This is a genomic window from Thermorudis peleae (assembly GCF_000744775.1).
GTDB classification, from domain to species: Bacteria; Chloroflexota; Chloroflexia; order Thermomicrobiales; family Thermomicrobiaceae; genus Thermorudis; species Thermorudis peleae.
Genome location: NZ_JQMP01000003.1, coordinates 1,144,695 through 1,157,217, shown reverse-complemented (window position 1 = coordinate 1,157,217; position 12,523 = coordinate 1,144,695). Strand labels below are relative to the sequence as shown.

The window sequence follows — 12,523 nt, the reverse complement described above, 5'->3', positions numbered from 1 at the left end:
ACCATGGCGACAACAACACGACGGTGGGTAATGCTTTTTCGTGAGGGCAACGCGAAGATGCGTGATCTCCTCGGCGGCAAAGGCGCAAATCTCGCCGAGATGACGCGGATTGGCCTCCCCGTCCCGCCTGGGTTCACCATCACGACCGCAGCCTGTGTCACGTTCCTCAACCAGGGACGTGAGTTCCCTCCTGGTCTTTGGGATGAGGTGCTCGAAGGCCTTCATGATATCGAAAGCCAGATTGGCCGTCGCTTTGGCGATCCTGAGGCGCCACTCCTCGTCTCGGTTCGCTCTGGTGCCAAGTTCTCAATGCCAGGGATGATGGACACCATTCTTAACCTCGGATTGACTGACGAGACGGTCCGGGGTCTCGCCACATTGAGTGGAGACGAGCGCTTTGCCTATGACTGCTATCGCCGGCTTATCCAAATGTTTGCTAAGGTCGTACTTGGCGTGCCTGCCGAATTGTTTGAGGACCTTATCGACGAACAGAAGCGGGAACTTGGTATTCAGCATGACTACCAAATTCCGGCCACAACATGGCGGCAACTTGTCGAAGCGTTCAAAGCAATCGTGGAACGTGAGGCTGGCCGCTCCTTCCCGCAGGATCCATTTGAGCAACTGCGACTCGCGATTATGGCGGTCTTCGATTCCTGGAACAATCGGCGGGCGATCGATTACCGAAACGCTCACGGGATCCCGCATGATCTTGGGACTGCAGTGAATGTTCAGGCAATGGTGTTCGGCAATCTCGGCCCTGATTGCGCAACTGGTGTCGCGTTCACCCGCAATCCCAATACCGGAGAAAAGGTGGTGTTCGGTGAATACCTGACCAACGCTCAGGGTGAGGACGTTGTTGCCGGTATTCGGACACCACAACCAATTCACGCCATGGCCGATGATCCGTTGCTTCAGGGCGCGTATCGGCAACTGCTCGATGTCGCTGAGCGCCTTGAGCGGCACTACCGAGATATGCAAGACCTTGAATTCACGATTGAGCATGGCAAGCTGTACATGCTCCAGACACGCACTGGCAAGCGGACGGGACGCGCCGCCGTCAAAATTGCCGTTGACATGGTCGAGGAAGGCATTATCACGCCGCAGGAAGCTGTGCTGCGCGTTGAACCGGAGCACGTTGAGCAACTCCTTCACCCGGCGATCGATCCAAATTGGCAGGGCCAGCCGCTGGCAACAGGGCTTCCAGCAAGCCCGGGTGCAGCCAGCGGTATCGTCGTCTTTGACCCGGACGAGGCGAAGCACCGCGCTGAGCGCGGTGAAGCGGTCATCCTGGTACGCGTCGAAACTTCAGCGGATGACTTCCATGGCATGCTGGCCGCGCAAGGGATCCTCACCGCACGTGGTGGCATGACCTCTCATGCTGCTGTCGTAGCCCGTGGTATTGGAAAACCAGCGGTTGTTGGTTGTAGCGCACTTGAAATTGACTACCAGCAGAAAGTTTTCCGCGTTGGTTCGACAATTGTCCGCGCTGGAGATCCTATTACGATTGACGGAGCAACGGGGACAGTCTACGTCGGGACTATTCCAACCCTGCCGCCAAGCGTCGGCGGCGAATTATCAACATTGCTGCAATGGGCAGACCAGTTCCGACGTCTCGGCGTGCGAGCCAATGCTGATACACCTGAAGACGCAGCCAAAGCTCGCGAACTGGGAGCTGAGGGAATTGGCCTCTGCCGCACAGAGCATATGTTTTTCCAGGGCAATCGCATCGTCGCCATGCGTCAGATGATCCTTGCACAGACAGAAGAAGAGCGCCGCGCTGCGCTTGCCAAGCTCGAGCCAATGCAGCGAGAGGATTTTATTGGTATTTTCACGGCAATGGATGGTTTCCCGGTTACTATTCGCACACTCGACCCACCGCTTCATGAGTTCCTCCCGAAAGACGAAGAGGAGATTGTTGCAGTTGCGAACGAACTTGGCGTTGCACCGGACGTCATTCGCGCGAAGGTGCAGGCGCTGCACGAAGCGAATCCCATGCTTGGGCATCGCGGCTGTCGCCTCGGCATCACAGCCCCGGAGATTACCGAGATGCAAGCACGGGCAATTTTCAGCGCCGCGCTCCATTGTGCTGCCCAGGGAATCAAGGTACATCCCGAGATCATGATCCCTCTGGTTGCTGATGTCCGCGAGTTGGAACGCCAGCGAGCCATTATTGACCGTGTTGCCCAGGAACTCTTTGCCGAAGCTGGCCGCACGATCCCGTATCATGTCGGGACCATGATCGAACTACCACGCGCTGCATTGACTGCAGACGAAATTGCACAACAGGCCGAGTTTTTCAGCTTCGGCACAAACGACCTGACACAGACCACCTTTGGTCTCAGCCGAGACGATTCCGGCCGCTTTCTTCCCTACTACATCCAGAACGGCATCTTCCCAGCTGATCCCTTCCAGACCCTCGACCGGAAAGGCGTGGGACGGCTTATCGAGATTGCTCGTGACGGTGGGCGCAAGACACGGCCAACACTCAAACTCGGCATCTGTGGCGAACATGGTGGTGATCCAGCGAGCGTCCACTTCTGCCACGACGCCGGCCTTGATTACGTGAGCGCTTCGCCATATCGAGTACCAATAGCTCGGCTTGCGGCAGCACATGCTGCGTTAGGCGCTCAGAAAGGGGATGTATAGGTGAACGCTTTGTGGGACAAGAAGCTTCAGCCTGAGCGCGCTGCCAAGCTCTGGCCAATCCTGTTGCTGCTTGGCGGGAGCGTTAATCTGTTCGCAAGTGTACTTTCCCGTATGAGCACAGCAATTGGCGATGTCTGGCTTGGCTTCCTCCACGGCTGCGCCATTGGTGTGTTGTTGGCGAGCACATGCTTGAGCGCATTTTCGATAAGAAACCGGAGAAATAGCTAGGAAGAGACATTCTCACCCGTCAAGGCAGAGAGGCAAGTAATCGGACTTGCCTCTCTGCCTTACGTTGATAGACAGCACGATCGCTGTAAACAACGGCTCGAGACACTCCGCGCTGATTCTTACTGGCGATGGGCCCCAGCACCAGCACAACCGTAAGCATCCAGGCTTTCATTAGGAGGTAGGCAGCTCTTAGCCTGCATTTGCGGGCAGGAAGCCATGAAGCAAAATATCTCGTATAATGTCGTGTATAATCCCTGTGTCTGTCACACCTTCACTACGAGCCATGTATCTTAATGATTGCGCGAAGATGGCTGATTTCCCTACAGAATCAATGTTATGCTAGTATTGTAGAACCTGAACGAACTGACAACCCGAGAAACACAACACCCATGTGCATGGCGCATGTTTGTTTTGTCGGCAGGCGGTAAGAAGGCTGGGGATGCAGCGAGCAGATAGGAAAGGAAAAATCGTGGCGGAAGGGGTGGGATTCGAACCCACGAGGCGCTCATCACGCCCACGCGATTTCCAGTCGCGCGCACTCGGCCAACTATGCGACCCTTCCACATATTCGAGCAGCCATTTGCGCCGCTCGCTATAAGACTCTAGCAAAGAGTGGCCGTTTTCGTCCAGCAAAGACCTGTCGAAGAAACAGCCTCGCCCGCTTTGAACAAAGCGGGCGAGAGATCACCATAGCGGAGGGGGTGGGATTCGAACCCACGAGGCGCTCATCACGCCTACCGCTTTTCGAGAGCGGCACCTTAAACCACTCGGACACCCCTCCACAGGTGCGCGAAATGCAGGGCTGCTGCCCTGCATTTCATCTCGTACGCCCGGAGGGACTCGAACCCCCGACCTTTAGGTCCGCAACCTAACGCTCTATCCACTGAGCTACGGGCGCTCACTTACTGGGCGATCTCTCGCCACAGCGCCTCTCAGTATAGCACACGATCCACGGAACACGCAAGACCAGTATCTGCTTGGGCTACGTTTCTGGCACGTGCTCCGCCTCTGCTAACACGCCTTCCCTTGCTGCGTGTGACCAATATCGCAGCATCACCAGTTTGTTGTTGCAACGCACAAGGGATTTCCGTGCCAAGCTCCCTTCCCAAACGTCTTGCAATCGCATACGTTCCACGAGTTTCACGGAGCACCACAATCTTTGCCTCAGGCAAGGTATCGTGCTATCACACACACGCCCACGCTGTAGAAGAAAGCGAGGGAAGCGCTTTCTGCTTCCCCCACCATCAGCGTTCTCCGTCTTACTCGTCGTTGCGTTTATAGCGATGATTGTGCTGGAGAGGTCTCAAGTAAGCGAGCGGCACGTGCTGTGCGCAACTTAACGACGAGGAAGGACCCTAGCACAAGGGTTGCGGCAAGCGCCTGAGCTAATAGCGTCTCTGCAGTCGGGAAGAGAGCAAACCATGTGCCGAGCCAGTCAGGAATAGGCAGCGGCAGTTGCGTCGTTGGCAGCCAACCTGCCAATTGCATTTCCTGCGCTTGCTCGCCAACCATTACAACGAAGACCAGCCCGAGCATCGCACCGGTGAGAACAAGCATGCGCTGATACGGGAGCCGCCGATGGGCAAGCAAGGTCAGCCACCCCACGATCAGCGTCAACAGCAACCCAAGCCCTGCACCAAGCTCAATCACGCTCATACCCCAGCGCAGACGGGTATCTTGCAGGAAGAGCACCGTTTCAAATCCCTCGCGATAGACCGCGCTAAAGCCCAACAATGCGAGGCCCAAAAAGGCCCGACGCGGAGTTAACAACCCAGCTTTCAACTGCTGCGCGAGGTCCGTCTTCCGTCGAGTGTGGACGCGAATCCACTCAGTCCAATAAACCCTATGGAAAAACCAATTCATCACCACGAGTAACACCACGACAGCAAGCAAGCCCGTTGCCGCCTGCACCTGCAACTCGGAGAACGTCGACTGGGCAAGGCCAATGAGCCAGACAACGACAAACCAGGTAAGAACCGTCATCGCCAGAGCCGCAAGTGCACCAGCGCTAATCGGCCGCGTCAACGCAGCTTGCGCCCGCTGCAAGCTTGCGAACAGGGCTGCGAGAACCAGAATCGCCTCCAACCCTTCACGAAATACGAGAACAGCGGCGGAAATACCGGCAGACCATGCTCCAACGGCTTGCTCTGGGTCAGGGCTACCACCGAAGCGCAACCCTTGCCAAATCATAATGCCAAGCAGGAGCGCAATGGCTCCCACAAGAACAATATCATGGAACATCCGTGAAACAACTGACTTGCCCATCATCCCTCCCTGCAGTGCTCGCCTCCACCCGGGAGAATCCCGAGTAATCAAGTCGGGTTTAGCATAGCGAGTTCGAGCACCACTGTCAAGGGGTATAAGCCAATCAGGTGCTTGAGCATCGTCGCAAACTGCTTTTGCATGATTACGCAGAGGGAGGGGTGATAGGCAAGTCCACGTGCATAAGCCAGGAGAGAATTCACGACCGGCCGACATTATATTCGTTAAAAGCGTAGATGAGGTCTTGCGTGTTTTGCAGATTGTATGCTATCCTGTGGACGTTGTAGTTTTCACCAATTTTGTCTTGTTTGTGGTGGGTGGTACAAGACGTGAGGAGGGTCCACATGAAACAGCGAGGTATTTGGTTGCTTCTCGTCAGTGCCCTACTTGCACTGACAGTTGCCTGTGGTGGGAGCGCTACACCAACTCCAACGACCTCAACAAGTGCAGGTACAACAAGCTCGCCTACCGCAGCAACAAGCATGGCAAGCCCAACGGCCACGAAAGCAGCAGCAACGGCAACAACGAGTGCTGGTAGCGCGACGACAACTGCCAGCGCGACAGCTGTGAGCACTGCCCAGGCAACGCCTGGCATTGCCGACTGGGTCACGCCGTCGACCTCGGCCAGCGGAACTATTGCGCTGCTTCTACCTGAATCAAAGACGGCACGGTACGAAAGTAAAGACCGCCCACTCTTCGAAGCAAAACTAAAGGCGCTCTGTCCAAACTGCAAGATCATCTACAGCAATGCGAACCAAGACGCAAGCGCACAGCAGCAACAAGCTGAAGCCGCGCTTGCAAACGGCGCCAAGGTACTTGTCCTTGATCCAGTTGATGGCAAGGCTGCCGCGGTGATTGCCGATAAGGCAAAGGCACAGGGCGTTCCGGTTATTGCTTACGACCGACTAATCCAGAATTCTGATGGCGTAACATACTACATCTCGTTCGACAACACGCGTGTTGGTCAGCTTCAGGCCCAAGCGCTTGTTCAGGCCTTAAGCGGTAAAAGCAAGCCCCAGATTGTGATGATCAACGGCGCGCCAACAGACCCCAATGCTGGTCAATTCAAAGCCGGCGCCCATAGCGTCTTCGATCCGTTGGTGCAGGCTGGCAAGTTGGTGATCGCCAAAGAGTACGATACGCCGGACTGGAGTCCGGACCAGGCACAAAACGAGATGCAGCAAGCACTGACAGCGTTGGGCAACAAAGTTGACGGTGTCTATGCGGCAAATGACGGTACAGCCGGTGGTGCGATTGCTGCGATGAAGGCGGCAGGGCTGAATCCGCTGCCTCCAGTGACAGGGCAAGATGCTGAGCTTGCGGCAATTCAGCGGATCGTCGCTGGTGAGCAGTACATGACTGTCTACAAGCCATTGAAGCCTGAAGCGGAAATTGCTGCTGAACTCGCATATTCGCTGCTCACCAACACGCCCGTGCCGAGCAGTGTTACAGCCGGCAAGACAACCCCAAATGGCAAGATTAATGTGCCCTCAGTGTTGCTGACACCAATTGTTGTGACGAAGGACAATATTAAAGACACCGTCGTGAAGGATGGCTTCTGGACAGTGCAGCAGATCTGCACTGCTGATTACGCGACGGCATGCAAGAACGCAGGGCTGCAGTAAGCCTAGAAAACGGTCAGCCTGTCATGAAGAACACGTCAGGAGGGGTATACCCCTCCTGACGCTTCACTGTATCGTGAGCCTGTTTCACCTTCAAATAAGTGTTTTGTTTCGGCACCTGGGAAGGGTACAGCAATGGAAGTGCAGACGCAGCCCGCTACTAATACGGCACACGAGCGTCAGCCAATTCTCATGCTGCGCCACATCAGCAAACGGTTCGGTGCTGTCCAAGCCCTGAAAGATGTCTCCTTTGAAGTTTATCCCGGCGAAGTTGTTGCACTTGTTGGCGATAACGGCGCAGGAAAATCTACCCTTGCCAAGATCATTTCAGGAGTCTACCAGCCAGATAGCGGCGAGTATTGGTTTAACGGTCAGCAAGTGACGGTTAGCTCACCAGCCGATGCAGCGCGCCTGGGCATTGAAACGGTCTATCAAGATCTCGCTCTCTGCAACAATCTTGATGTCGTCGCGAATCTCTTTCTCGGCCGCGAAGCGACTACCCAACTCGATCACGTCGCGCCTCCGGGAATTCAGCCCCTCAACGAAATCCAGATGGAACGACAAGCCATCGAGGTATTGCAGAACCTGTCCGTTGTCCTTCCATCGGTTCGCCGCCCTGTTGCAACACTGTCAGGTGGACAACGGCAATCGATCGCCATTGCGCGAGCCGTCATGTGGAACTCAAAGGTTGTCATCCTTGATGAGCCAACCGCTGCCCTTGGGGTTGCGCAAACACGGAACGTTCTTAACCTGATCAAGCGGCTCCGCGAACGTGGACTTGGCGTCGTTCTCATTAGCCATAACCTCCCTGATGTCTTTGAAGTGGCTGACCGCATCGTCGTCATGCGTCTAGGCCGACGGGTTGCCACCTATGATGCACGCAAGGCAACCCCCGACCAGGTCGTAGGCGCAATTACTGGGGCCACGCTTGAGGTTCCCGACACCGCTGAACCTGCTGAGATTGATGGACACCAAGATATTTCGCTTGAGACGACAGTCGCTGCACCGGTAAGTCGGCGTGGAGGGTTAGTCGGGGTCATTCGCTCGGCTCTTGCGAGTCGCGTTGGCACATTGCCGGTCCTGATTGGACTGGTGATCATTGCGCTGATCTTCCAAGCGCTGAACCACAACTTCCTCACACCGTTAAACCTGACGAACTTACTTGCCCAGATTGCAGCCCTCGGTACAATCGCTGTCGGCGTTGTGCTTATCCTGCTCTTGGGTGAGATTGACCTCTCAGTCGGCGCGGTCAGCGGGCTAACAGCAGGCATTATGGCCGTTCTCTCAACCCGCCATCATCTTGCTGGACCACTTGCCGTCCTCGCAGGACTAGCAGCAGGTGCTGTCATTGGACTCATTCAAGGCACCTGGACAACCAAAGTTGGAGTTCCATCGTTTATCGTCACCCTTGCTGGACTCTTGGGCTGGCAAGGAGCATTGCTTCAAGTTCTCGGCCCGACGGGAACCATTAACTTGAACGATCGCTTTATCGTCGGTCTAGCGAACACACTGCTCCCAGTTTGGCTCGGTTGGGTTCTTGGCGCACTTTTTGTTGTGTTCTCGATTGGAAGCATGATTCGCAGCCGACAATCACGGATGAAGGCTGGCCTTCCCGTTGCTTCAACGACCGGTATGCTCATGCGGGCTGTGGCAATCACTGTCGCAACGCTTGGCGCCGTGGCAATCATGAGCGTGAACCGCAGCGCCACGCAGGTGCGCATTGCCGGTGTCCCACTTGGCGTGCTGATCTTTCTGCTCGTTGTTGTTGGCTTTGATCTCTTGACCCGCCGCACACGTTTTGGTCGCTACATCTACGCCGTCGGTGGTGATGCCGAAGCCGCTCGACGCGCGGGGATCAATGTCACACGCGTTCGCATCATTGTTTTCATGCTCAGTTCACTCCTAGCTGCAGCCGGCGGCATCCTTGCAGCCTCTCGCCTTCTGGCTGTTAACCAATCCTCTGGCTCCGGTGACCTCCTCCTCGACGCCATCGCTGCCGCTGTCATCGGCGGAACGAGCCTCTTCGGCGGCCGCGGCAGTGCCTGGTCAGCCTTACTTGGTGCACTGGTTATTGGTTCCATCGCGAATGGGATGGATCTCCTTGCATTACCGTCGGCAATTAAGTTCATGGTTACTGGTGCTGTGCTTCTCCTTGCAGTCTCCATCGATGTCATAACGCGGCGAACACAGGAAGCTGCCGGACGGGCATAGGCCATAGACAAAAGCCCTCAGGGACGGCCTTGAGCGTAGCGTGTCCCCGAGGGCTTTATGTTGATCTTCACGCCTAGCGCGTAGCAAGCTGGGTATAGAGCGCTCGCTCGAATGCTTCGAAGAGTTGGAGCGCTAACGGATCACCTGAAGGCAGAACCTGAAGCAAGATCACAGCTGCAACGCGCTTGGCAGGATCAATCCAGAACGTTGTGTTTGCCAGCCCTCCCCACGCCAAGCTTCCAGCGCTCCGCCCAGTTGGCGCATCCTCTTCAAGGATCATGAAGCCAAAGCCCCATTTCTTGCGCAAACCAGGGAAATATTCAAGATCCCGTGCCTGTGTAGGGTCAGCACTCACGAGCGCACCAACCGCTAGTGCCCCAATCTGATTGGTGCCCATGGCAACAACCGTTTCCGGCTGCAAAATGCGCGCGCCATCCAGTTCACCGCCACGCAAGATCATCCGAAGGAAGGTGATGTAATCAGGTCCAGTTGAATAGAGCCCTCCGCCACCCATAAAGAATTCTGGTTGCTGGGGTACCTCAAATGGAATTGGCACAAGGCGTTGATCTGGCTGTCGGAGATGCATACCAGCACGGCGTGCTTGCATATCTGGACGCAAAAGGAATCGTGTATCCCTCATGCCGAGTGGGTCAAAAATGTGCTTACCGAAGTACTCCTCAAGCGATTCACCAGTAACCCGTTCGACAATCTGGCCAACCCAGTCGATGCTAATGCCATATTCCCAACGCTCACCAGGCTCAAAGAGCAGCGGCAATGCGAGAGCCGCGCGTTGACAGGTGCCAATCGAAGGCAAGCCGGTGATTGCCATATATCGCTGGTAGTCTGAACTCAAAAAATCATAGGAAAATCCGGACGTGTGCGTGAGCAGATGTCGGAGTGTGAGTGGGCGACTCGCTGAGCGCAACTTCGGCTTCCCTGACTCATCGAACCCCTCGAGAACTTGCGGCTCAGCTAATTCAGGCACGATTAAGCCAACAGGTGCATCGAGGCTCAGTTTTCCCTGCTCAACCAATTGTAATGCGGCAACGGTGGTAATGGGCTTCGTCATTGACGCAATCCAAAAGACTGCGTCACGTGACATCGGATCAGGTTGACCAACTGTGCGAACACCAAAGGCTCCTTCATAGAGAAGCCCCTGATCATTGGCAACAAACGCAACGACTCCTGGCACATCTCCTCGCTCGACTGCCTGTTGTAGCACCGTGTCGAGCGCACGCGCCAGACTCATGGTCTACCGCCTTTCCATTCACAGAAAATTCCCTTGTAAGGATACATGCAATCTACACAATCGTCCCAGCAGTGACGAGGCGATAACTGTGCAGCGGATGACCAACAAGCATCTGCACGTAGCGAGCGGCGTCAAGCAACTTCGCTTGGTCAATTCCTGTCTGAATGCCGAGTCGCTCCAGCAAAAACACCACATCTTCCGTGGCTACATTGCCAGCGGCTCCAGGGCAGTAGGGACACCCCCCAAGCCCACCGATCGATGCGTCGAAGCGCTCGACGCCGATGTCGAGTGCAGCAACAAGACAGGCAAGGGCCAGTCCAGCGGTGTTATGCAGATGGAGGCTTACTGGCAAGCCCGTGCTCTCACGGACTGCCAGCACAAGTTCCCGTACATGGCGTGGATCGGCAGCACCAAGGGTATCAGCCAAAGCAATTTCTTGAACGCCCATTGCAGCATAGGCCTCGGCGACATCGCAAACTCTGCTGACACTGATGCGCCCTTCGTACGGACACCAGAAGGCCGTTGCAATTGCACCTCTCACGGGAAGGTGATCGTGCCGAGCCAGAGCCACTACCTGCTGGAATTCAGCGAGCGACTCAGTTGTCGACCGGTTCAGGTTTGCCTGATTATGTCGCTCACTTGCCGAGCACACCACGACAATTTCATCCGGTCGTAACGGAGCCGCTCGCTGATAGCCTTTAAGATTTGGAATGAGGACGCTGTAGCGCACGCCTTGACCTCGGGGTACCGCGGCAAGCACAGCCTCAGCATCGGCCATTGTCGGCATCCAACGCGGATGGACAAAGGCAGCGACCTCAATTTCGCGTATGCCAGCTTCAATCAAGAGCTTGATCAACTGGCATTTCTGTTCAGTCGAAAGTATTACCGCTTCATTTTGTAGTCCATCGCGCGGCCCAACTTCGGTGATGCGTACGCGCGCTGGCAGCGACATGTCTTCGTGCCTCAATTCCAGTGCTATTTGCCTAATGCGGCCTGAACAAACTGGTTCGTATAGGTACGATTCAGATCGATCTGCGCATTTTTGACCGACGCGTCAGAAAGAGCCAGCACTTTCCGCACCGTCGCGGGGCCATCTGCCGGCATCAGCCCATTGGGAGAGAAGAGTGTCAGGGAATTTTGCAATGATGAGACATATAGTTGCTTGTTGTTAGCGTAGAAATCGGGCGGCATCTTGTCAGCAATTTCAGCCGCACTATGCGATTGAATCCAGGCCAGCGTCTTTAAGCCTGCATTAACCAATGCCTGAACAGTCTGTGGATTATTCTTGATAAAATCTTCCTTGCTATAGAAACACCCTGCTGGATATGGCCCGCCGAATGCTGCGACGGTGTCCTTCTGTGACCGCGTATCCCAGAGAACCGTAGCTTTGCCGTCTTGTACCAGTTGCGTTGCAGCAGGATCAACGGTCATCCCAGCATCGACCTTGCCCTCGGCAATAGCGGCGTATGCCGTGCTTCCCGTACCAATAGCAACCACACTCACAGCATCTTGGGGAATATTATGTTGTGAGAGGATAAAGTTCAGGAAAAATTGTGTGGAAGAGCCAGGAGCCGTTACCCCGACCGTCTTGCCTTTGAGATCATCAAGCGTCTTGATTTTATCGGCAGCTTTCTGACTGACCAGCAAGACGATACCAGGATACTGGTCAATGAGACAGACTGACTGAAGGTATTGGCCTTTCGGTTGCACCTGTATCGTGTGGTCGTAGAATCCCATCACAAAGTCAGCGCTACCGCCAACTAATGCCTCAGCAGCCTTCGAGCCACCGGAAAAATTGGCGATCGTGACATCTATTCCTTGTTCCTGGAAGTAGCCAAGTTGCTTGGCCAACGTCAGTGGAAGGTAAATGAACTGCTCTTGACCACCAACTGCGAAGGTAATCTTCGTCTTCTCGGGTGTCACTTTGGGCAAATTCAGGGCAACTGGAGACGCCGTCCCCACAGCTGTCGCTGAAGCAGCAGGTGCTGTTGCTGTATTCGTCGTCACGGTGACCACGGACGTTGGCCGACTGGTAGTCGGGGTTAGGCTCGCCGCGGTACTCGCACCTCCGCTACTTGTGCTCGCAGTTGGCGTAGCGTTACTACCACATGCAGCGAGCAAACCGGCAACGACTGGCGATGACAGTCCGGCGCCAAGCGCCCAGCGAAGCACTGCTCGCCGAGTGCACCGAGTCAATGATGGCATCATCCCTTGATGCTGCATCACTTCTCACTCTCCTCCTGTACAGCCCTACTCCCACACCACCGATGGGTAACCCGCATCCTACTCCTCCTCACCTCCTTAC

At 55.5% G+C, this 12,523-nt stretch carries 7 protein-coding genes and 3 tRNA genes; 3 read left to right on the top strand and 7 right to left on the bottom strand.

The genetic code is table 11. The annotated features are described in order from the left end of the window. The first annotated feature begins 3 nt into the window (after nt 1-3). Nucleotides 4-2,646: a pyruvate, phosphate dikinase gene (gene ppdK, locus N675_RS08265; protein WP_038038944.1), complete on the top strand. Its 2,643-nt coding sequence runs from the start codon at nt 4-6 to the stop codon at nt 2,644-2,646. A 698-nt stretch (nt 2,647-3,344) separates the two neighbouring features. On the opposite strand, the gene N675_RS08255 is transcribed toward ppdK, so the two are convergent. The 4 genes from N675_RS08255 to N675_RS08240 form a co-directional block, all read right to left on the bottom strand. Continuing rightward, nucleotides 3,345-3,436 (bottom strand) — tRNA-Ser (locus N675_RS08255). A gap of 131 nt (nt 3,437-3,567) precedes the next feature. Beyond that, nucleotides 3,568-3,655, bottom strand: a tRNA-Ser gene (locus N675_RS08250). 44 nt (nt 3,656-3,699) lie between these two features. Further along, nucleotides 3,700-3,772, bottom strand: a tRNA-Arg gene (locus N675_RS08245). 377 nt (nt 3,773-4,149) lie between these two features. Continuing rightward, complete coding sequence (locus tag N675_RS08240; protein ID WP_231577978.1) at nt 4,150-5,142, bottom strand: FTR1 family protein; 993 nt, start codon at nt 5,140-5,142, stop codon at nt 4,150-4,152. A gap of 476 nt (nt 5,143-5,618) precedes the next feature. On the opposite strand from N675_RS08240, the gene N675_RS08235 reads away from it, so the two are divergent. Next, nucleotides 5,619-6,761 (top strand): sugar ABC transporter substrate-binding protein, encoded by a 1,143-nt coding sequence (locus N675_RS08235; protein WP_156100867.1) that lies wholly within the window; start codon nt 5,619-5,621, stop codon nt 6,759-6,761. A 132-nt stretch (nt 6,762-6,893) separates the two neighbouring features. Next, on the top strand, nt 6,894-8,969 hold the full coding sequence (locus tag N675_RS14065) for an ATP-binding cassette domain-containing protein (RefSeq protein ID WP_231577977.1): 2,076 nt from the start codon (nt 6,894-6,896) through the stop codon (nt 8,967-8,969). 73 nt (nt 8,970-9,042) lie between these two features. On the opposite strand, the gene N675_RS08220 is transcribed toward N675_RS14065, so the two are convergent. Genes N675_RS08220 through N675_RS08210 form a run of 3 tightly spaced genes read right to left on the bottom strand, consistent with a single transcriptional unit; the run spans nt 9,043 to nt 12,441 of the window. After that, nucleotides 9,043-10,218 carry a serine hydrolase domain-containing protein gene (locus N675_RS08220; RefSeq protein WP_038038941.1) on the bottom strand — a complete coding sequence of 392 codons (1,176 nt, stop codon included), beginning with the start codon at nt 10,216-10,218 and terminating at the stop codon, nt 9,043-9,045. Between the two features lie 52 nt (nt 10,219-10,270). After that, a complete protein-coding gene (locus tag N675_RS08215) occupies nt 10,271-11,170 on the bottom strand; it encodes a hydroxymethylglutaryl-CoA lyase (protein WP_038038940.1) in 900 nt (299 codons plus the stop codon). Nucleotides 11,171-11,193: 23 nt separating this feature from the next. Next, the gene (locus N675_RS08210) at nt 11,194-12,441 is read right to left on the bottom strand and encodes an ABC transporter substrate-binding protein (protein ID WP_051914480.1); all 1,248 of its coding nucleotides are present in this window, start codon (nt 12,439-12,441) and stop codon (nt 11,194-11,196) included. Between the last annotated feature and the right edge of the window lie 82 nt (nt 12,442-12,523).

What these genes read in the sequence shown, in the direction of transcription:
- ppdK (WP_038038944.1), top strand. Translation starts at nt 4, where the DNA reads ATGGCGACAACAACACGACGGTGGGTAATGCTTTTTCGTGAGGGCAAC.
- N675_RS08220 (WP_038038941.1), bottom strand. Translation starts at nt 10,218, where the DNA reads ATGAGTCTGGCGCGTGCGCTCGACACGGTGCTACAACAGGCAGTCGAG.
- N675_RS14065 (WP_231577977.1), top strand. Translation starts at nt 6,894, where the DNA reads ATGGAAGTGCAGACGCAGCCCGCTACTAATACGGCACACGAGCGTCAG.
- N675_RS08235 (WP_156100867.1), top strand. Translation starts at nt 5,619, where the DNA reads ATGGCAAGCCCAACGGCCACGAAAGCAGCAGCAACGGCAACAACGAGT.
- N675_RS08215 (WP_038038940.1), bottom strand. Translation starts at nt 11,170, where the DNA reads ATGTCGCTGCCAGCGCGCGTACGCATCACCGAAGTTGGGCCGCGCGAT.
- N675_RS08210 (WP_051914480.1), bottom strand. Translation starts at nt 12,441, where the DNA reads ATGCAGCATCAAGGGATGATGCCATCATTGACTCGGTGCACTCGGCGA.
- N675_RS08240 (WP_231577978.1), bottom strand. Translation starts at nt 5,142, where the DNA reads ATGATGGGCAAGTCAGTTGTTTCACGGATGTTCCATGATATTGTTCTT.